The 19,522-nt window shown below is 63.1% G+C and carries 19 protein-coding genes and 1 tRNA gene; 10 read left to right on the forward strand and 10 right to left on the reverse strand.

Annotated elements, in window-relative coordinates; all coding sequences use genetic code 11:
* Window positions 1-12: 12 nt before the first annotated feature.
* From proB to rplU, 4 genes are all read right to left on the reverse strand, one after another.
* Window positions 13-1,131 (reverse strand): glutamate 5-kinase, encoded by a 1,119-nt coding sequence (proB, locus tag BWP39_RS07520; RefSeq protein WP_091010983.1) that lies wholly within the window; start codon window positions 1,129-1,131, stop codon window positions 13-15.
* A gap of 106 nt (window positions 1,132-1,237) precedes the next feature.
* Window positions 1,238-2,353: an Obg family GTPase CgtA gene (cgtA, locus tag BWP39_RS07525; RefSeq protein WP_096718649.1), complete on the reverse strand. Its 1,116-nt coding sequence runs from the start codon at window positions 2,351-2,353 to the stop codon at window positions 1,238-1,240.
* A 177-nt stretch (window positions 2,354-2,530) separates the two neighbouring features.
* Window positions 2,531-2,794, reverse strand: coding sequence for a 50S ribosomal protein L27 (rpmA, locus tag BWP39_RS07530; protein ID WP_091010981.1), 264 nt, complete (start codon window positions 2,792-2,794; stop codon window positions 2,531-2,533).
* Window positions 2,795-2,818: 24 nt separating this feature from the next.
* A complete protein-coding gene (rplU, locus tag BWP39_RS07535) occupies window positions 2,819-3,130 on the reverse strand; it encodes a 50S ribosomal protein L21 (RefSeq protein ID WP_096718280.1) in 312 nt (103 codons plus the stop codon).
* Between the two features lie 237 nt (window positions 3,131-3,367).
* On the opposite strand from rplU, the gene BWP39_RS07540 reads away from it, so the two are divergent.
* The 9 genes from BWP39_RS07540 to BWP39_RS07580 all read left to right on the forward strand — a co-directional run bounded on the left by BWP39_RS07540 (window position 3,368) and on the right by BWP39_RS07580 (window position 11,416).
* Window positions 3,368-4,360, forward strand: a complete 993-nt coding sequence (locus BWP39_RS07540) for a polyprenyl synthetase family protein (RefSeq protein WP_096718282.1) — start codon at window positions 3,368-3,370, stop codon at window positions 4,358-4,360.
* Window positions 4,361-4,390: 30 nt separating this feature from the next.
* A tRNA-Pro gene (locus BWP39_RS07545) sits at window positions 4,391-4,467 on the forward strand.
* Window positions 4,468-4,622: 155 nt separating this feature from the next.
* The gene (locus BWP39_RS07550; protein WP_096718284.1) at window positions 4,623-5,927 is read left to right on the forward strand and encodes an HlyC/CorC family transporter; all 1,305 of its coding nucleotides are present in this window, start codon (window positions 4,623-4,625) and stop codon (window positions 5,925-5,927) included.
* A gap of 107 nt (window positions 5,928-6,034) precedes the next feature.
* Window positions 6,035-7,390, forward strand: a complete 1,356-nt coding sequence (locus BWP39_RS07555) for a GspE/PulE family protein (RefSeq protein ID WP_096718286.1) — start codon at window positions 6,035-6,037, stop codon at window positions 7,388-7,390.
* Window positions 7,387-8,598, forward strand: coding sequence for a type II secretion system F family protein (locus BWP39_RS07560; RefSeq protein ID WP_096718288.1), 1,212 nt, complete (start codon window positions 7,387-7,389; stop codon window positions 8,596-8,598). The genes BWP39_RS07555 and BWP39_RS07560 overlap by 4 nt, the downstream gene beginning before the upstream one ends.
* Before the next feature lie 28 nt (window positions 8,599-8,626).
* The gene (locus tag BWP39_RS07565; RefSeq protein WP_096718290.1) at window positions 8,627-9,559 is read left to right on the forward strand and encodes a prepilin peptidase; all 933 of its coding nucleotides are present in this window, start codon (window positions 8,627-8,629) and stop codon (window positions 9,557-9,559) included.
* 4 nt (window positions 9,560-9,563) lie between these two features.
* Window positions 9,564-10,169 carry a dephospho-CoA kinase gene (gene coaE, locus BWP39_RS07570; RefSeq protein WP_096718292.1) on the forward strand — a complete coding sequence of 202 codons (606 nt, stop codon included), beginning with the start codon at window positions 9,564-9,566 and terminating at the stop codon, window positions 10,167-10,169.
* Window positions 10,170-10,367: 198 nt separating this feature from the next.
* Window positions 10,368-11,123 (forward strand): cell division protein ZapD, encoded by a 756-nt coding sequence (zapD, locus tag BWP39_RS07575; protein ID WP_096718294.1) that lies wholly within the window; start codon window positions 10,368-10,370, stop codon window positions 11,121-11,123.
* 95 nt (window positions 11,124-11,218) lie between these two features.
* The gene (locus BWP39_RS07580) at window positions 11,219-11,416 is read left to right on the forward strand and encodes a DNA gyrase inhibitor YacG (protein WP_096718296.1); all 198 of its coding nucleotides are present in this window, start codon (window positions 11,219-11,221) and stop codon (window positions 11,414-11,416) included.
* A gap of 25 nt (window positions 11,417-11,441) precedes the next feature.
* Here BWP39_RS07580 and BWP39_RS07585 read toward each other — a convergent pair whose 3' ends face one another.
* The 4 genes from BWP39_RS07585 to secA all read right to left on the reverse strand — a co-directional run bounded on the left by BWP39_RS07585 (window position 11,442) and on the right by secA (window position 16,885).
* Complete coding sequence (locus BWP39_RS07585; protein ID WP_096718298.1) at window positions 11,442-11,858, reverse strand: NUDIX domain-containing protein; 417 nt, start codon at window positions 11,856-11,858, stop codon at window positions 11,442-11,444.
* On the reverse strand, window positions 11,855-12,724 hold the full coding sequence (locus BWP39_RS07590) for an ATP-binding protein (protein WP_096718300.1): 870 nt from the start codon (window positions 12,722-12,724) through the stop codon (window positions 11,855-11,857). Before BWP39_RS07590 ends, BWP39_RS07585 begins: the two co-directional genes overlap by 4 nt.
* A gap of 18 nt (window positions 12,725-12,742) precedes the next feature.
* Window positions 12,743-13,984 (reverse strand): bifunctional glutamate N-acetyltransferase/amino-acid acetyltransferase ArgJ, encoded by a 1,242-nt coding sequence (gene argJ, locus BWP39_RS07595; protein ID WP_096718302.1) that lies wholly within the window; start codon window positions 13,982-13,984, stop codon window positions 12,743-12,745.
* A gap of 96 nt (window positions 13,985-14,080) precedes the next feature.
* Entirely contained in the window at window positions 14,081-16,885 is a 2,805-nt protein-coding gene (gene secA / locus BWP39_RS07600; protein ID WP_096718304.1) for a preprotein translocase subunit SecA, read from the reverse strand.
* A gap of 302 nt (window positions 16,886-17,187) precedes the next feature.
* Here secA and BWP39_RS07605 point away from each other — a divergent pair, with 302 nt between their 5' ends.
* Complete coding sequence (locus tag BWP39_RS07605) at window positions 17,188-17,664, forward strand: DUF721 domain-containing protein (protein WP_096718306.1); 477 nt, start codon at window positions 17,188-17,190, stop codon at window positions 17,662-17,664.
* Window positions 17,665-17,760: 96 nt separating this feature from the next.
* Here BWP39_RS07605 and lpxC read toward each other — a convergent pair whose 3' ends face one another.
* Window positions 17,761-18,678: a UDP-3-O-acyl-N-acetylglucosamine deacetylase gene (gene lpxC, locus BWP39_RS07610; protein ID WP_091010966.1), complete on the reverse strand. Its 918-nt coding sequence runs from the start codon at window positions 18,676-18,678 to the stop codon at window positions 17,761-17,763.
* A 266-nt stretch (window positions 18,679-18,944) separates the two neighbouring features.
* The gene (locus BWP39_RS07615) at window positions 18,945-19,448 is read right to left on the reverse strand and encodes a peroxiredoxin (protein ID WP_096718415.1); all 504 of its coding nucleotides are present in this window, start codon (window positions 19,446-19,448) and stop codon (window positions 18,945-18,947) included.
* Window positions 19,449-19,522: the final 74 nt, after the last annotated feature.

The raw sequence follows: 19,522 nt of genomic DNA on the forward strand, positions 1-19,522 counted from the left end.
CTGTTTTTCCGGCTAGACGAGCACCAGGTTGTCCCGGTGAATCAGTTCCGGCTCCAGCATGTAGCCGAGTACCGATTCGATCTCACCGCTTGGTCTGCGCTGAATCAGCTTCGCTTCGGCGCTGCTGTAGTTCGTGAGCCCGCGCGCCACCTCGCGTCCGGCCGCGCTCAGACACGCAATCACCTCGCCGCGCGCAAACACGCCCTGCACGCCAACGACGCCGATCGGCAGCAGGCTCTTGCCGCCGGCCGTCAGTTTTTCCACCGCGCCATCGTCGATCACCACGTGCCCGCGCACCTGCAGGTGATCCGCCATCCATTGCTTGCGCGCCGCGATGCGTGCGGTTCGCGCGATCAGTTGCGTGCCGATCGCTTCGCCTGATGCAAGGCGCACCAGCACATCCGACTCCCGGCCGCTGGCGATCACCGTATTGGCACCGCTATGCGCAGCGCGCTTCGCCGCGAGAATCTTGGTCAGCATGCCGCCGCGGCCAAGGCTGGAACCCGCGCCGCCGGCCATCGCTTCGAGTTCGGGCGCGCCGGCATCGGCCTGTTCGACGAATTTCGCAGCAGGGTCCTTGCGCGGGTCGGCGGTATACAGGCCGCGCTGGTCGGTGAGAATGATCAGCGCGTCGCCTTCGATCAGGTTCGCCACCAGCGCCCCGAGTGTATCGTTATCGCCGAACTTGATTTCGTCGGTGATCACCGTGTCGTTCTCGTTGATGATCGGCACGACACCGAGACGCAGCAGCGTAAGCAGCGTGGAGCGCGCGTTGAGATAGCGCTCGCGGTCCGCCAGGTCGGCGTGGGTGAGCAGGATCTGCGCGGTGCGGATTGAATGCTCGGCGAAGCGGCTTTCGTAGACCTGCGCGAGCCCCATCTGCCCGACCGCAGCAGCCGCCTGCAATTCGTCAATCTCGCGTGGCCGTTTCGTCCAGCCGAGCCGCTGCATCCCTTCGGCAATGGCGCCCGAACTGACCAGCACGACTTCCTTGCCCTGCGCACGCAACGCGGCGATTTGCGCCGCCCAGCGGCCGATCGCCGCATGATCGAGCCCACGCCCGTCGTTCGTGACGAGGCTGGACCCGACTTTCACTACCAATCGCCGGGAATCTGCGATGACGGAACGCATGATGCGCGGTCTCCCAAGATGACGCGTGATGCCGCGGGCAACCGTGACAGCGCCCGCGCGCTCGACCTTTTTTGCTACCAGCCTATTACCAGCGTGCTACCGGTTGTTATTCCTGCGGCGGAACCGGGGTACCGGCCGCCTTCCCTTCCGGCCCTTCGCGGAAGCGAACATCCGCGGCGAGGTCTTCGGCTTCGGCAGCGCGCTGCGCGTCCGAATGCGCAGCGATGTGGTCATACACCGCATAGCACAGGCTCTCGCAGCCCTGGCCGGTCAGTGCGGAAATCTCGAACACGGGGCCTTTCCAGCCAAAACCTTTGAGGAACGCCGCGACACGCGTCTTGCGTTCGTCTTCCGGGACCATGTCGAGCTTGTTCAATACGAGCCAGCGCGCCTTGTCGAACAGTTGTTCATCGTACTTGCGCAGTTCGTTGACGATCGCCTTGGCTTCCGCGACGGGATCGACCGCCTCGTCGAACGGTGCGAGGTCGACGATATGCAACAACAGGCCCGTGCGCTGCAGATGGCGCAGGAACTGGTGACCAAGACCTGCCCCTTCGGCCGCGCCTTCGATCAGCCCAGGAATATCGGCGATCACGAAACTGCGGCTCGGCCCCACCCGCACGACACCGAGGTTCGGCGCGAGCGTAGTGAACGGGTAGTCGGCGATCTTCGGTCGGGCATTGGATACCGACGAAATAAACGTCGACTTCCCTGCGTTCGGCATACCGAGCAAACCGACATCCGCGAGCACTTTCAGCTCGAGGCGGATCATTCGGCGCTCACCGGGTTTGCCTTCGGTTTTTTGCCGCGGCGCACGGTTCGTGCTCGACTTGAAGTGCAGGTTGCCGAGGCCGCCTGCACCGCCGGTCGCCACCTGGATTGACTGGTTGTGCTCGGTCAGGTCGGCGATCAGTTCGCCGGTGTCCATGTCGGTGATGATCGTACCGACCGGCATACGCAGCGTGATATCGTCGCCGCCCTTGCCGTAGCAATCCGCCCCGCGGCCGTTTTCGCCGCTGCGCGCCTGGTGCTTTTTCGCGTAACGGTAGTCGATCAGCGTGTTGATATTGCGATCCGCCACCGCGTAGACGCTGCCGCCGCGCCCGCCGTCGCCGCCGTCCGGGCCGCCGAACGGAACGAACTTCTCGCGGCGCATCGACGCACTGCCATCCCCTCCGTCGCCGGCGATGACTTCAATTCTCGCTTCGTCAATGAACTTCATGAGTTGCTCCGTCCCGTGTTTACAGCTATTTTGCCGCGCTCCACGCGCGTTGAACATTCGGCCGAATGGCCGGCCGGCTGGAAATTGCTTTGATCCGCAAAATCCTCCGGCAATAAAAAAGGCCCCGCCAACTTCGCGGGGCCTTGTTCCGGTCCTGAAGCCCGTGCCTGATTAAGCTTAGGCTGCTACCGGGACGACGTTGACCAGATGCTTCTTGTCGGCGCCTTTCGTCGTGAACTTGACGTGGCCGTCCGTCAGCGCGAACAAGGTGTGATCCTTGCCGATGCCGACGTTGTCGCCAGGGTGCATACGCGTGCCGCGTTGACGCACGATGATGCCGCCGGCGTTGATTGCCTGACCGCCGTACACTTTTACGCCAAGTCGTTTCGACTCGGAGTCGCGGCCGTTCCGGGACGATCCGCCTGCCTTTTTGTGTGCCATTTGATAGCTCCTTGACCGGTGCGCTTACGCGGTAATAGCGTCGATGCGCAGTTCGGTATAGTTCTGGCGGTGGCCGCCGTGCTTCTGGTAGTGCTTCCGGCGACGCATCTTGAAGATGGTCACTTTGGCATGCCGACCGTGTGACACAACGGTAGCCTTGACGGAAGCCCCACTGACCAGCGGCGTACCGAATTTAATCGATTCGCCTTCGCCAACTGCAAGAACCTGGTCGAGCGTGATTTCAGCGTCAATGTCTGCCGGTATCTGTTCTACTTTCAATTTTTCGCCGACAGCAACCTTATACTGCTTGCCGCCGGTTTTTATGACCGCGTACATTGAGAACCTCACTCTGTATTCATTTTCCCCACGCACCACGCGCGGAAACCCGTGATTATACATAGAGTTAGCTGCGCGGTCAAAACTCTCTGACATCCGCGGATGGCCGCCCCCGAGGCCCATCCGGCACCGGCGCGCAGCCGGCCGGGCCTCACCCGATACGCTACGGCCCGGAACAAGCGCGATTCGCCTTATAATTCGCGGCACTACCCTGCGGCACCACCCCTTTTTTGCCCTATGTCGTCGACTGCCACCCCCGCCCCCAACGCCGCCACCCTGCTCGCTCCGATCGCCGATGACATGGAACAGGTGAATCGTGTCATCCGGCAGCGCCTGGCGTCGGAGGTGATGCTGATCAACCAGATCTCCGAATACATCATCAGCGCCGGCGGCAAACGGCTGCGTCCCGCGCTGTTGCTGCTGGTCGCGGGCGCGCTGGGTGAGACGACCGGGCACCGGCACGAACTGGCCGCGGTCGTCGAGTTCATCCACACGGCCACCCTGCTGCACGACGACGTCGTCGACGAATCCGATCTGCGGCGCGGCCGCCAGACCGCCAACGCGCTGTTCGGCAACGCGGCGAGCGTGCTGGTCGGCGACTTCCTGTACTCGCGCTCGTTCCAGATGATGGTCGGTGTCGGCAAGATGCGCGTGATGGAAATCCTGTCCGAAGCGACGAACATCATTTCCGAAGGCGAAGTCCTGCAATTGCTGAACATGCATGACGCCGACGTGGACGAAGCACGCTACATGCAGGTGATCCGCTACAAGACCGCGAAGCTGTTCGAAGCCGCTGCGCAACTGGGCGCCGTTCTGGCCGGCGCCGACGCCGCGACCGAAAAGGCCGCGGCCGAATTCGGCCGGCGCATCGGCACGGCGTTTCAGATCATGGACGACTGGCTCGACTACACGGGCACACCGGAATCGATGGGCAAGAACGCTGGCGACGATCTGCGCGAAGGTAAACCCACGTTGCCGCTGATCTGGTTGATCGAACATGGCACGCCTGCCGAGGCGACGCTCGCGCGCGAGGCAATCGAACAGGGCAGCACCGACCGCTTCGATGAGATTTTCACGGCCATCACGCGCTCGGGTGCGCTGGATCACACGCTCGAGTGCGCGAAGCAGGAAGCCCAGGTCGCGGCAGCGGCAATTTCTTCGTTCCCAGATTCCATTTACAAAGAAAGCCTGCTAGAATTATGCTCTTACTCGACGGCAAGACAGTCCTGAACTGGACTGAAACGTCGTAGAAGTCCAGATCGGGGTGTAGCTTAGCCTGGTAGAGCGCTACGTTCGGGACGTAGAGGCCGGAGGTTCGAATCCTCTCACCCCGACCAGATTTGCAAGAAACCGCGCACGTGTTGCGCGGTTTTTTTTCGGCCATCGGTTGCAGTCGTAATAGATAGCCGAACGCCCTGTGCCATCCGGCCTACGAAGTCGCCGCGGCACCCTCTGCTATATTCTCCCCACCTTCTCTCACTCTTCACGCCGCGTGGAACAACTTCCCTTATGGGCGCAGATCGGCGCCATCTTTCTGCTGCTTGTCTGCTCCAGTTTTTTTTCGATCTCCGAAACGGCGATGATGGCGCTCAACCGTCACCGGTTGAAGCATCTCGCCAACCAGGGCGCGCTCGGCGCGAAGACCACGCAAGGGTTGCTGGCGCAAACCGACCGCCTGCTCAGCGTGATCCTGATCGGCAACAATCTGTTCAACACGATCATCCCGGTACTCACGACGTCGATCGCGCTGCATACGTTCGGCCGCGACAACGTCGTGCTGTCCATCGCGACCGGTATGGTCGCGTTCCTGATCATTGTCTTCGCGGAGATCACGCCGAAAATCGTCGGTGCGACCTATCCGGAGAAAATCGCGCTGCCGGCCAGCCTGCTGATCGCGCCGCTCATGCGCGTCGCGAGACCGGTCATCTGGTTCGTGAACCTGTTCGCCAACGGCATCCTGCGCGTACTGCACATCAACACGAAAGGCGAGCGTGAGCAACGCCTCTCAACCGAGGAACTGCGCACCATCGTGCTCGAATCCGGCAGCTTTATGCCGACCAAGCACCGCAGCATCCTGCTCAATCTGTTCGACCTCGAAAACATCTCCGTCGATGACGTGATGATTCCGCGCCGCCGCATCGAGGCGCTCGATTTCGACGCGCCATTCGAGCAGATCCTGCATCAACTCGAAACCTGCTATCACAACAAGCTGATCGTCTATCAAGGTGACATCGACCGGGTACTCGGCGTACTTCACGTGCGCAAGACGCTGTCGGCGCTGCATAACCAGGAACTTGAGCGCGAGACGCTGCGAGAGCTGCTCGCCGAACCCTACTTCGTGCCGACCGGCACGCCCGTCTTCCAGCAATTGCAGTATTTCCAGGAGAGCCGCCAGCGTACGGCGCTCGTCGTCAACGAGTACGGCGAGCTACAGGGTCTCGTCACGCCGGAAGACATCATCGAAGAGCTGATCGGCGAATTCACCACGTCGATTCCGCGGAGTGCGTCGTCGCGCGGCGGCTGGAACGACGATGGCGAATGTATCGTCGCGGGCAGCATGCCGCTGCGCGAACTGAACCGCTGGCTACACCTGACGCTGCCCACCGACGGCCCGAAGACGCTCAACGGCCTGATCCTCGAAATGCTCGAAGAGATCCCGGAAGGCGACGTGTGCTTGCGCATCGGCGATGTGGAGCTCGAAGTGATGCGCAGCGACGACCAGGCGGTTCGCACGGTCAAGCTGTTCCGTCCGGGGCTTGTACCGAAAAGCAAGCCCAAGAAAGGCCAGCTCGCCTGAGCGTAGTATCACGTCGCGCTCTGGCCATCCGGCCAGGTGGCGGACGTGCGAGCGCTAACGGAAGATTAAGTCGTCATGTTCTGCAGGCGGCTTCCGGCCGGTCTTCGATGTTTTCCTCTTCTCCTGGCGCGCCGCCCATCCCAACCGAAGCGCTACGTGTTGACCCGGCTGCTACTGTTCCAGCTTCCCGCAACACCACCAGTCCGGACCCGCACGCGTTCCGCGCTGCAGCGACGACACGGATCACAACAAGCCAGCGCACCGCACCTCCAGACGGTGCCGATGACATCGACTCCGCCCCCGCAGTCCGTCTGCTAGCGGACACATTGCGTGAGGCCGCCACCCGCAATGCATCGGACATTCACGTTGAACCGGCGGAACACGGCTGGCGGATTCGCCTGCGGATCGACGGTGTGCTGCATGAGACCGGTCAGCCGCCGGCCCACCTGCGCGACGCGTTCATCTCACGCGTGAAGGTGCTCGCGAGGATGGATATCGCCGAGCGACGCATTCCGCAGGACGGTCGCCTGCGGCTCGCCGCGACGCAAGGTGCGTTCGAGGACTACCGCGTCAACTCACTACCGACACTCTTCGGCGAAAAGCTGGTGCTGCGCCGACTCGAAGCGCTGCCCATCGATCTATCTCTCGACTCGCTCGGGCTCGATGCGCAGCAACGCGATATCGTCGACGCCGCCATCCGCGCACCGCACGGCCTCGTGCTCGTCACCGGTCCGACGGGCAGCGGCAAGACGCTGTCGCTGTACTGCTTCCTGCAGATGCTCAATGTCGCGTCGCGCAATCTCTGCTCGGTTGAAGATCCGGCGGAGATCCAGCTTGCCGGCATCAACCAGGTCGGCGTGCGCGAGAAAGCGGGGCTAACCTTCGCGATCGCATTGCGCGCGTTTTTGCGGCAGGACCCGGACGTGATCATGGTCGGCGAGATCCGCGACGAAGAAACCGCCGATGTCGCGGTTAAAGCCGCACAGACCGGCCACCTCGTGCTCTCCACGTTGCACACGAACGATGCGCCTGCTGCAATCGCGCGGCTCATCGATATCGGCGTCGAGCCATACAACCTGGCGGCTGCGTTGCGGCTCGTGACAGCGCAACGGCTCGTGCGCCGTCTCTGCTTGTCGTGCCGCGTACCGGCGAAGGAATCGCGTGCGGCGCTGCTCGCGGCCGGTTTCGCGCAGACACAGCTCGACGACTGGCATCCCTATACGGCCGCCGGATGTACGGCGTGTCATGGCATCGGTTATCGCGGGCGCATTGGCATTCACCAGGTCATGCCGGTTCCGGAGTCGATGCGCGAGCTGATCGTCGCGCGGGCAGGCACCCAGGCGATCTCGGCGCATGCGCAGACGGACGGGCACGTCGCTACGCTGCGTGACGCGGCACTCGCCCGCGTGCGCGACGGCACGACGAGCCTCGCCGAAGCCCTCGCCGCCACGGAGACCCAATGACACCCGACACCGCACCGCAGGACCTGCGCTTCGCATGGCAGGCGCTCGATGCAACCGGCACATCGCGCCGCGGTTCGCTCGTTGCACCCGATGCTGCTGCGGCTCGTGCGATGCTCAAACGTGACAGCCTCTTCGTCGTAGAACTTGCGGTACGCGGCCCCGCACTGCGCCCCAAGGCACGTACCGCCGATGTCACGTTGTTCGCGCGCCAGCTCTCGAGCCTGTTGCGCGCCGGCCTGCCACTCGCCGCTGCACTCGATCTGCTCGGCCAGGCCCCAGGCCCGCGTGGCATGCCGCGCATCATCGCCGCCCTCGCGCGCGACATCACGGCGGGCCTCGATTTCTCCGCGGCATTGCGCCGGCATCCCACGCAGTTCAGCACGTTGTTTTGCCAGCTTGTCGCCGTCGGCGAAGCGTCGGGTGCGCTGCCGGCCATTCTCGCGCGCATCGCCGACGACCGCGAACGCAGTGCGACCCAGCGTGCAAAAGTACGCGCGGCACTCACCTATCCGGCAGCGATCCTGCTGCTCGCGCTTGCGATCACTGCGGCGCTGCTCGTCTGGGTGGTCCCGACGTTCAAGCAGATATTCGACGGCTTCGGGGCGAAGCTGCCCGTGCCGACTCAGGTGGTGCTCGCGCTGTCCGATGCGGCAGCGCGCTGGAGCATCCCTGCCGTCGTTGCGATCGGTGCTGGCAGTGCCGCACTGGGCGCCCTCATGCGGCGCTCGGCGGCGGCCCGCGTACATGTTGCCCGCCTGTCCTTGCGGGCACCGCTGTTCGGTCCGCTGTTGAAAACACTTTGTGCGGCCCGCTGGGCCCGTGCGCTCGGCACGTTACTGGCGGCAGGCACGCCGCTCGCCGATGCGTTCGACTCACTCACCCACGCCACCGGCAACGCCTACTTCGACCGCGCAACCGCCGACATCGCCACGCGTCTGCGCCGCGGCGAGCGGCTCGCAGCGGCGATGCGCGCGGCCGGCTGCTTTCCGGCCGACGTGGTCCAACCGGTCGCAGTAGCCGAGGAATCGGGGGCACTGGACACGATGCTGCTCGACGTCGCCGCGCTCAGCGACCGTCAGGTCGACGAACAGATCGGTACGCTCGCGAGCCTGTGCGAACCGCTCGTGATCGTCGTGCTCGGTGGGCTGGTCGGCGGCCTCGTGATCGCGATGTATCTTCCCATCATTCAACTCGGCAACGTGGTGTAGCATCGCAGCCGAATCCCACTTTTCCGTTATGCCGGCTACCTATCCGACCGTGTCCGATTCCCTGTTCAGCAGCCCCTGGGGCCGCGTCGCCACCGATGTCGGTACGACCTTCGGCCTGTTGCCGGTCAGCGTACAGATCGCTTTCGCGGTCGCTCTCGGACTCGTGATCGGCAGCTTTCTCAGCGTGGTCGCACACCGCCTGCCGATCATGCTCGAACGCGCCTGGCGCAACGAGATCAGCGACGCAACCGGTCAGCCACCCGACGACGACGGCCTCCCCATCCGCTACAACCTCTGGCTACCGCGCAGCGCGTGCACGCATTGCGGCCACACGTTGCGCGCATGGGAGAACATCCCGGTCGTGAGCTACGTGCTGCTGCGCGGCCGCTGCTCGCAATGCGGAACGCACGTGAGCCTGCGCTATCCGCTGCTCGAACTCGCGAGCGCAGCCTGCGCGGTCGCCGCACTCGTCTCGTTCGGCCCCACCCTGATGGCGCTGGCCGCGTTCGGCCTGTGCGCCGCGCTGCTCGCAATGAGCGCAATCGATATCGATACGCATCTGCTGCCCGACTCGATCACGCTGCCGCTGTTGTGGGCAGGTCTGATCGTCAACTTCGATGGGCTCTTCGCGAGCTTGCACGACGCCGTGCTCGGCGCGATCGCCGGGTATCTCGTGTTGTGGTGCGTACACTGGGTATTCAGGCTGGTGCGCGGTATCGAAGGAATGGGCTACGGCGATTTCAAGCTGCTCGCCGCGCTCGGCGCCTGGCTGGGCTGGGCCGCGCTGCCGCAGATCGTGCTGGTAGCGGCCGTCGCCGGCGCCGTGGTCGGACTCGCGGCAACGTGGCGCGGCCGTATGCGTTTCGAGGAACCGCTGCCGTTCGGTCCGTTTCTCGCGGCCGGCGGCGCGCTCACGCTGTTTATCGGCACGCCGCTCTATCTGGCGCTCGGAGGAGGCTGACACCATGTTTGCGGTTGGATTGACGGGTGGCATCGGTAGCGGCAAATCGACGGTGGCCGACAGGTTCGGCGCACTCGGGGTGCCGCTCGTCGACACCGATGTGATCGCGCATCGCATCACGGCGCCACACGGTGTCGCGATGCCAGCGATCGCCCAGGAGTTCGGCCCGTCGTTCGTCGCCACCGACGGTTCGCTCGACCGTGCGCAGATGCGTACGCTGATCTTCAGCGACGACACCGCGCGCAAGCGTCTCGAAGCCATTACGCATCCGTTGATCCGTGCGGAAACCCAGCGGCAACGCGACGACGCGCAGGGTTCCTATGTCATCGTCGTGGTGCCGCTACTCGTCGAGTCGGGCAACTGGAAGACGCGCGTGGACCGCGTCCTGACCGTCGACTGCAGCGTCGAAACGCAGATCGCCCGCGTGATGCGGCGCAATGCCTTCTCGCGCGAACAGGTGCTGGCGATCATCGCGCGCCAGGCCACGCGCGAACAGCGCCTCGCCGCCGCCGACGACACGATCGTCAACGAAGACGCCCCACCCGATGCGCTACAGGTTCAGGTCGAGGCACTGCATCGCGCTTATCTCACTTACGCGCATACCACCTGACACTTCGGGTTCACGACAGTGCAGTGAGCCGCCCGCGAAAGGTACGCTTGCCCGCCTTTCGCAGGGAACTTCGTCAGTGCAATGACAGACAGAATAAATTGCGTGAGGACACGCATAAAGTGCGTGATTGCGGGGGTAGTCTCACGGCATTAGAATGTCCTGCAATCCTGTCACCGACCACGCCCGAGGCGAGCCCGCTTGATTCTTTACGAGTATCCCTTCAACGAGCGAATCCGGACGCTGCTGCGCCTCGAAGATCTGTTCGAGCGCTTTACGTTCTTTCTGACTCAGGAAGACGCCAGGGAACATCATGTCGCGCTGACAACGTTGTTTGAAATCGCCGAGGTCGCGGGGCGCGCGGACCTGAAATCGGATCTGATGAAGGAACTGGAGCGGCAGCGGCAAACGCTCGCGCCGTTTCGCGGCAACCCGGGCATCGAACAGAATGCGCTCGAAGCTGTGCTCGGTGAAATCGAGCAAACGCTGACGGGCCTCTCGCAGATGCAGGGAAAGACTGGCCAGCATCTTGCAGACAATGAATGGCTGGCCAGCATCCGCAGCCGCGCGATCATCCCGGGCGGCACCTGCAAGTTCGATCTTCCGTCGTACTTCGCGTGGCAGCAAACCCATCCCGATCAACGTCGCCAGGACATCGCCAAATGGGTGATGCCGCTGTTGCCGCTGCGCGATGCCGCGACAATCGTGCTGCGTCTCGCGCGCGAATCGGGACAGGCATCGAAAGTGATGGCGATGCAGGGCAGCTACCAGCAGATGCTGTCGGGCCGCTCGTATCAGTTGATGCAGGTCCGCGTTACGCCTGAACTGCGGGTGATCCCCGAAGCCAGCGCCAACAAGTACATGCTGTGGGTGCGTTTTACCGTGCAGGACGGTGATCTGCGGCCGCGCGCGGTGGATGTCGATGTGCCGTTCCAGCTGACACTGTGCAGCCTGTAGTCGTGCGGTGCGCTGTGTCGGCACCGCTCTTTAAGCCGCCCGAAACGCCCTCAGGTAAACTACCCGCTCCGTTTTGAGATTGACTGCCTGATCGAATGCCCACTGTCGTCAAATGCCCCACTTGCGCAAAGGATGTCCTCTGGACCTCTGAGAACCGCTTCCGCCCGTTCTGCTCCGAGCGATGCAAACAGATCGATCTCGGCGCATGGGCCGCTGAGAAATACCGGATCGGCGGGACCAATGAGGAACTGCCGCCGGACGAGGCGCCTGGCGACGATCGACCACCGCACTAGCCTCTATAGCGCGGCCGGTGCGGCACTACTCCGCCGCGAGCCACTCCAGCACAGGAATCGTCGCCGGCAGCAGCGGCGAGACGTCGGCCGGCAGCGTCTGCCAGACGAACGCCTGGCCTTCGCGGCCATGCGGTTCACCGGTCCACGCCGTCACCTTGCAGAAATACAGCCGCACATAGGCATGCGGATAGTCGTGCTCGAGCGTGTGCCAGCGGTGGCTCGTCTGGACCTCGATACCCAGCTCTTCATGCAGCTCGCGTGCAAGCGCCGCTTCAACTGATTCCCCCGGCTCGAGCTTGCCGCCGGGAAACTCCCAGTAGCCCTCATACGGCTTGCCGGCCGGCCGCTGCGCCAGCAGGTAGCGGCCATCGGGCTGCACCAGCACGCCGACCGCGACTTCGGTAACCGGCCGCGCCGGGGTAGGCTCCACGGCGCCGGTCATGCGGGCGTCCGCCGGCCGGACCAGTCGCGCGCAAACTGCCACGCCACCCGCCCCGAGCGCGATCCGCGTTCCAGCGCCCACACCAGCGCATCGCCGCGCGCCGCCTCGACGCCCGCATCGTCGCAACCGAAGTGACGCAGCCAGTGGCCGACGATCGACAGGTAATCGTCCTGCTTGAACGGATAGAAGCTCACCCACAGCCCGAAGCGCTCGGACAGCGAGATCTTTTCCTCGACCACTTCGCCCGGGTGAATCTCGCCGTCCGCAGTGTGCTTGTAGGTCTCGTTGTCGCTCATGTACTCGGGCAACAGATGACGCCGGTTCGACGTCGCATAGATCAGCACGTTGTCCGACTGCGCAGCGATCGAGCCGTCGAGCGCCACCTTCAGTGCCTTGTAGCCCGACTCGCCGTCCTCGAACGAGAGGTCGTCGCAGAACACGATGAAGCGTTCGGGGCGCGCCGAAATCAGATCGACGATGTCACCGAGATCGTGCAGATCGTCCTTGTCGACTTCGATCAGCCGCAGGCCTTCACTTGAAAACGCATTCAGGCAGGCCTTGATCAGCGACGACTTGCCGGTGCCGCGGGCGCCGGTCAGCAGCACGTTGTTAGCTGGCTGGTTGCGCACGAACTGGCGTGTGTTCCGCTCGATCAACGATTTCTGCCGCTCGATGTTCTGCAGGTCGTCGAGCGTAATCGTCGAAATGGCGGGCACCGGCTGCAGATAGCCGCGGCCCTGGCGCGTGCGCCAGCGAAACGCGATGCCTGCGCTCCAGTCGATATTGGGCGCGGCAGGCGGCAGCACGGCCTCGAGGCGGCCAAGCAACGCTTCAGCGCGGGTCAGAAACTGTTCGAGCTTATCCATGAGAAGAGAAAGTGCAGATCAGGAACGATAGTCGGCATTGATGCTCACGTATTCGTGCGAGAGATCGCAGGTCCAGATCGTGGCCTGTGCATCCCCTCGCCCGAGCAGCACGCGAATCGCGATCTCGCTCTTCTTCATGACACGCTGCCCATCTTCTTCGCGGTAGTCCGGATTGCGGCCTCCCGCTTTCGCCACCAGTACATCGTCGAGGTACAGATCGATCTTGCCGACATCGAGATCGTTCACCCCGGCGTAGCCGATCGCGGCCAGGATGCGGCCGAGGTTCGGATCGGATGCGTAGAACGCTGTCTTCACGAGCGGCGAATGGCCGATCGCATAAGCGATCTGCCGACATTCGGCGACGTCACGGCCGCCTTCGACCTGTACCGTCATGAACTTCGTCGCGCCTTCGCCGTCGCGGACGATCAGTTGCGCGAGCGCTTGCGCCGCGTCGGTCACTGCGTCGCGCAGCGCCACATACGCGGGCGAATCCGTCGACGTCACCGCCGGCAGGCTCGATTTCCCCGAGGCGATCAGAATGAACGAGTCGTTCGTCGACGTATCGCCATCGATCGTGATGCAGTTGAACGAGCGGTCGGCCACGTGCTTGACGAGCGCGTCGAGCACCGGCTGCGCGACCGCGGCGTCGAACGCGAGGAAGCCGAGCATGGTCGCCATGTTGGGCTTGATCATGCCCGCGCCCTTGCTGATACCGCTCAACGTCACCGTGTGACCGTCGATCGTCACCTGACGCGACACGGCTTTCGGCAGCGTATCGGTGGTCATGATCGACTGCGCGGCTTCGTACCAGTGAGCCGCCTTGCGGTTCTCGAGCGCGGCAGGCAAGCCGGCCTTCAGACGATCGAGCGGCAATGGTTCGAGAATCACGCCGGTCGAGAACGGCAGCACTTGCTCCGGCGCGATACCCGCCAGTCGTGCGAGTTCATTGCAGGTTTCGCGTGCGATCACGAGACCCGGCTCGCCGGTACCGGCATTCGCGTTGCCCGTATTTATTACGAGCGCGCGAATCCCCTTACCGCCCGTACGCACGCGCTCGAGATGCTCACGGCACACCGTCACCGGTGCGGCGCAAAAGCGGTTCGACGTGAACACACCCGCGACTGTCGCGCCATCATCGATGGAAATCACCAGCACGTCCTTGCGGTTCGGCTTACGGATGTGCGCTTCCGCCCAGCCAAGCGTCACGCCGGCTACCGGATGCAATTGGGTGGGATCGATCGAGGGGAAATTGACAGCCATGGTCGCGACCTGTCGGAGCTGAAAATGCCGGCGAAAGCCGGCATTGGGAAATGGAACTGGCGCGCCGGCACAACGGCCGGCGCACCGCCTTCGGTCTTATGCAATCTTGCCGTGGCACTGCTTGTACTTCTTGCCGCTACCGCACGGGCACGGATCGTTGCGCCCGACTTTCGGCACCGTGCCGGCCGGAACCGCTTGCGTCCCGCCGCCGTGGCTCATCGCGTCGTCGATCATGGTCATGGCGGCATCCGCTGCAACCGGTGCGGCAACCGCCGTGCCCGCTTCTGCAAACTCGGCGTGGCGAAACTCTACACTTTCCAGATGACTGCCTTGCTCTTCGATTTCCTCGGCGGCCTGTTCGAGCTGCTCCGGCGATTCGATCTGCACGTTCATCACGACCCGCGTCACTTCGAGCTTCACCGAATCGAGCATCGCGGCGAACAGTTCGAACGCTTCGCGCTTGTATTCCTGCTTCGGGTTCTTCTGCGCGTAACCGCGCAGGTGAATGCCCTGGCGCAGGTGATCGAGCGCGGCGAGATGTTCGCGCCAGCTACGGTCGAGCGTCTGCAGCATGATTGAACGTTCGAACGCGCTGAATCGCTCGCGGCCCGCCAGTTCGACCTTCTGCTCATACGATTCGTCCGCGGCGCCGGTGACGGCTTCGAGAATTTCGTCAGGGCTGATCGACTTCGATTCGTTGATCATCTCCTGGATCGCGAGGTCGAGCTGCCACTCGTTGCGCAGCACTTCCTCGAGCTCGGGCACGTCCCACTGCTCTTCGATGCTGCCGGCCGGCACGAACCCGTGAACGATGTCGGAAATCACACCGTGGCGCATCGCGCCAATCGTCTCGGCGATGTCATGCGCTTCGAGCAACTCGTTACGCTGCTGATAGATCACCTTGCGCTGATCGTTCGATACGTCGTCGTATTCGAGCAGCTGCTTGCGGACGTCGAAGTTACGGGCTTCCACCTTGCGCTGCGCCGATTCGATCGAGCGTGTGACGATGCCTGCCTCGATCGCCTCGCCTTCGGGCATCTTCAGGCGGTCCATGATCGAGCGCACGCGGTCGCCGGCGAAAATACGCAGCAGCGGATCTTCCAGCGACAGGAAGAAGCGCGACGAACCCGGATCGCCCTGACGGCCAGCACGGCCGCGCAACTGATTGTCGATCCGGCGCGATTCATGGCGCTCAGTACCGATGATGTGCAGACCGCCTGCGGCCTTCACTTCGTCGTGCAGCATCTGCCATTCGTCGTGCAGCTGCTGGATGCGGCGCTGCTTTTCGTCGGCGGGGATTGATTCGTCGGCTTCGAGGAACATCGCCTGCTTCTCGGCGTTACCGCCAAGCACGATGTCGGTACCCCGGCCGGCCATGTTGGTCGCGATGGTGACGCGGCGCGGGCGGCCCGCTTCGGCGACGATCGCGGCTTCCCGTTCGTGCTGCTTCGCGTTCAGCACTTCGTGCGGCAGTGCGGCCTTGTTGAGCAGATTTGACAGCAGCTCGGAATTCTCGATCGACGTCGTGCCGACCAGCACCGGCTGACCGCGCTCGTAGCAGTCGCGGATATCGCGAATCACCGCGTCGTAGCGTTCCTTCGCCGTCTTGTAGATCTGATCCTGACGATCGGTCCGCTTCGGCGGACGGTTGGTCGGGATGACGACGGTTTCGAGGCTGTAGATCTCGTTGAATTCGTACGCTTCCGTGTCGGCGGTACCGGTCATCCCGGAGAGCTTCGCGTACATGCGGAAGTAGTTCTGGAACGTGATCGAAGCGAGCGTCTGGTTCTCGCTCTGGATCTTCACGTGTTCCTTCGCCTCGACGGCCTGGTGCAGCCCGTCCGACCAGCGGCGGCCGGACATCAGACGGCCCGTGAATTCGTCGACGATCACCACGTCGCCGTTCTGCACGACATAGTGCTGATCGATGAAGAACAGCGTATGCGCGCGTAGCGCGGCATACACGTGGTGCATCAGCGTGATGTTCTGCGGTGCGTACAGGCTCTCGCCTTCGCCGATCAGCCCCCACTCGGCGAGCAGCCGCTCGGCCTTTTCGTGGCCGGATTCGGTGAGGAACACCTGACGACCTTTCTCGTCGAGCGTGTAGTCGCCCGGCTTCTCGACACCGGTGCCGTCCGCTTTTTCTTCGCCGATCTGGCGTTCCAGCAGCGGCGGCAGCGCGTTCATCCGCACGTACAACTCGGTGTGATCTTCGGCCTGGCCGGAGATGATCAGCGGCGTACGTGCTTCGTCGATCAGGATCGAATCCACTTCATCGACGATCGCGAAATTCAGAGCTCGTTGCACGCGCGCATCGGTCTCGTAAACCATGTTGTCGCGCAGATAGTCGAAGCCGAATTCGTTGTTGGTCCCGTAGGTGATGTCCGAGGCATACGCTTCCTGCTTCATGCCGTGGTCCATCTGCGACAGGTTGATACCCACCGACAAACCGAGGAAGTTGTACAGGCGCCCCATCCACTCGGCGTCGCGCTGCGCGAGGTAGTCGTTCACCGTCACGACGTGCACACCGCGGCCGGACAGCGCATTCAGGTAGGCTGCGAGCGTCGCGACGAGGGTCTTGCCTTCGCCGGTGCGCATTTCCGCGATCTTGCCGTAATGCAGCACCATCCCGCCGATCAGCTGGACATCGAAGTGGCGCATCTTCAGCACGCGCTTGCTCGCTTCCCGGCAGACGGCGAACGCCTCGGGCAGCAGCTTGTCGAGCGATTCGCCGCTCGCGACGCGCTGGCGGAATTCACCCGTTTTGGCGCGCAACTGATCATCCGTCAATTGCTCGATCTGCGGCTCGAGCGCATTGATCGCTATGACGGTCCTTTGATATTGCTTGACGAGCCGCTGGTTGCGGCTGCCAAAAACTTTCTGGAGAAAACCGGTGGTCATCGGATCGGTGTCTGCGTCGCGGCTTCGGCGAGGCGTCGTGCGTGTTTTTCACGTCCGGCGCGCCCGGTTCGGTGGGGCCTCGGCGGCTTAGGTCCAAGAGTGAATTCGAATCGGGGATTTTAGCACGCGCGTCCGTGAGCGCCTGTGTCAGGCACGAGTCCGCTTAATGCCACCCGCAGCCCATGCCGACAGGCGCCGCGAGCCGCAAGAGCAACCAGGCCACGGGGCTGGCCGCGCAATAGCCGCGGTACAATTCCCACGCATGCCGCGCACAATGCGCGAGCATGCCCTTATTCCCACACATGAGCCGTTCCACGTCCTTTTCAAGACCGCAGAATTCGCGCCGCCCGCAACCGATCGCCGAGGTGCTCGGCCGTACCGATGCGTTCGCCGCCCTGCGCGCCGGCGTCGAGCAGATTGCTGCGCTCCAGCGCGATCTGCAGCAATTGCTGCCCGACTATCTGGCGGCAAGTGTCGAACCGGGATTCATCAAGGATGGTGTGCTTGCGCTATTCGCCGCACATAACGCGCTGGCTGCGCGATTGCGGCACATGGAGCCGCGTCTGATCGCCGATCTGCAACAGCGCGGCTGGGCAGTCAATGCGCTGAAAATTCGGGTGCGGCCGCAGCCGGTGAAGGAGCCGGCGCCGGTGAAACAGGCACGGATGACATCGGCGGGAGCGACGGCGTTGCAGGCGCTCAGCGAATCGCTGGAGAAATCGCCGCTGCAGGCGGCGCTCGCCAGAATGGCGGGCCGGCATCTGAAAAAGCGGGATTGAGGGGGAATTGCCGGGGGCCCGGCTTTCCCCAACCGAAAATTAAAAACTCGGGGAAAAACCGGAAAAACACAGGCTACTTACTGGCTTTCTACTGCCTCAGGCAAACGCCGTTTGCGCGTCGTATCCAAAGCCGCGCGGCGCTTTTTGCAGGTCGTCGAAGGTGACGATTTCGTAGGCGTCTTCGTGTGCGAGAAGCTCGCGCAGCAACGCGTTGTTCAGGCCGTGGCCCGACTTGTAGGCCGTGTACGACGCCAGCAACGGATGCCCGACAACATAAAGATCGCCGATCGCATCGAGCATCTTGTGCTTCACGAACTCGTCGTCGTAACGCAGGCCGTCGTTGTTCAGGATGCGGTATTCGTCGAGCGCGATGGCATTGTCGAGGCTGGCGCCGCGCGCGAGGCCCAGTTCACGCAGCTGTTCGACTTCATGCGCGTAGCCGAAGGTACGCGCCCGTGCGATATCGCGCACGTAGGACGTGTGTTCGAAATCCACTTCCAGCGACTGGCCGGTTTTATCGACGGCCGGATGACGGAAATCGATCGTGAACTTCAGCTTGAAGCCGAAATACGGGTCGAGACGCGCGAACTTGTCGCCATCGACGATTTCGACCGGTTTCTTGACCTTGATGAATTTCTTCGCTGCACCCTGCTCTTCGATTCCCGCCGACTGGATCAGGAACACGAACGAAGCCGCGCTGCCGTCCATGATGGGGATTTCTTCGGCCGTGACGTCGACATACATATTGTCGATACCGAGACCCGCAAGCGCGGACATCAGATGTTCGACAGTCGACACGCGCACGCCGTCCTTCTGCAGCACCGACGCCAGCCGCGTATCGCCGACCGACAGCGCCGAGGCCGGAATATCGACCGGCGTGGGCAAATCCACGCGCGCGAATACGATGCCCGTGTCCGGCGCCGCCGGGCGGAGCGTCAGCTCAACCTTGCGGCCCGAATGCACGCCGATGCCGACCGTCTTCACGATCGATTTGATAGTCCGCTGCTTCAACATGATGATCTTTTACTCGATTGAAAATCCCAATGGGACTTCTGATTCCATAGCCGCGAGTATACTCCATCTGCTCGCAACCCGTTTTGCCCGCAACGTATCAATCTGTTTCGAGCCATTACCCGGGCGCTGAAAGAAAGGAAAGCATGACGGGCCGATGTCCGGAACGGAGGCGTTTCCGGTCATCGGCCCGCGTAACGGCCTGTCACATCCCGGTCATGTTGCCGTTGCCCTCGCACAACGCAAGGCCGCAGCAAAGACCGGCGCAACTAGGTCAACGTGGCGAGAATGCTCTGCGCATCGCTGACTTCGAACTTGCCGGGTGCCTCGACGTTCAGCGTCTTGACCACGCCGTCATCGATCACCATCGCGTAGCGCTGGGAACGGATTCCCATGCCGCGCGCCGACAAATCCTGCTCCAGACCAAGCGCCCGCGTGAAAGCCGCACTGCCGTCCGCCATCATGCGCACCTTGCCCGAGGTGTGCTGATCGCGGCCCCACGCGCCCATGACGAAAGCATCGTTGACGGACACGCACCAGATTTCATCGATGCCGGCAGCGCGCAACTGCCCGGCGTGTTCGACATAACCCGGCACGTGCTTCGCCGAACAGGTCGGCGTGAACGCGCCCGGTAACCCGAAGATCACCACACGCTTGCCCGCCGTCTGTTCGCGCACATCGAAACTGTTCGGTCCGATCGTGCAGCCCGCGCGGTCGTCTTCGATAAACTCGAAGAGCGTCGCGTCAGGCAGCTTTTCGCCTGTCTGAATCATGCTCGATCCTTCACTTCGATACACAGCCTGCCCGCACGTTGTCGTGACTCAAGTGACGGATGGTACGCCTCGCG

The organism is Paraburkholderia acidicola, from assembly GCF_002362315.1.
Lineage (GTDB): Bacteria > Pseudomonadota > Gammaproteobacteria > Burkholderiales > Burkholderiaceae > Paraburkholderia > Paraburkholderia acidicola.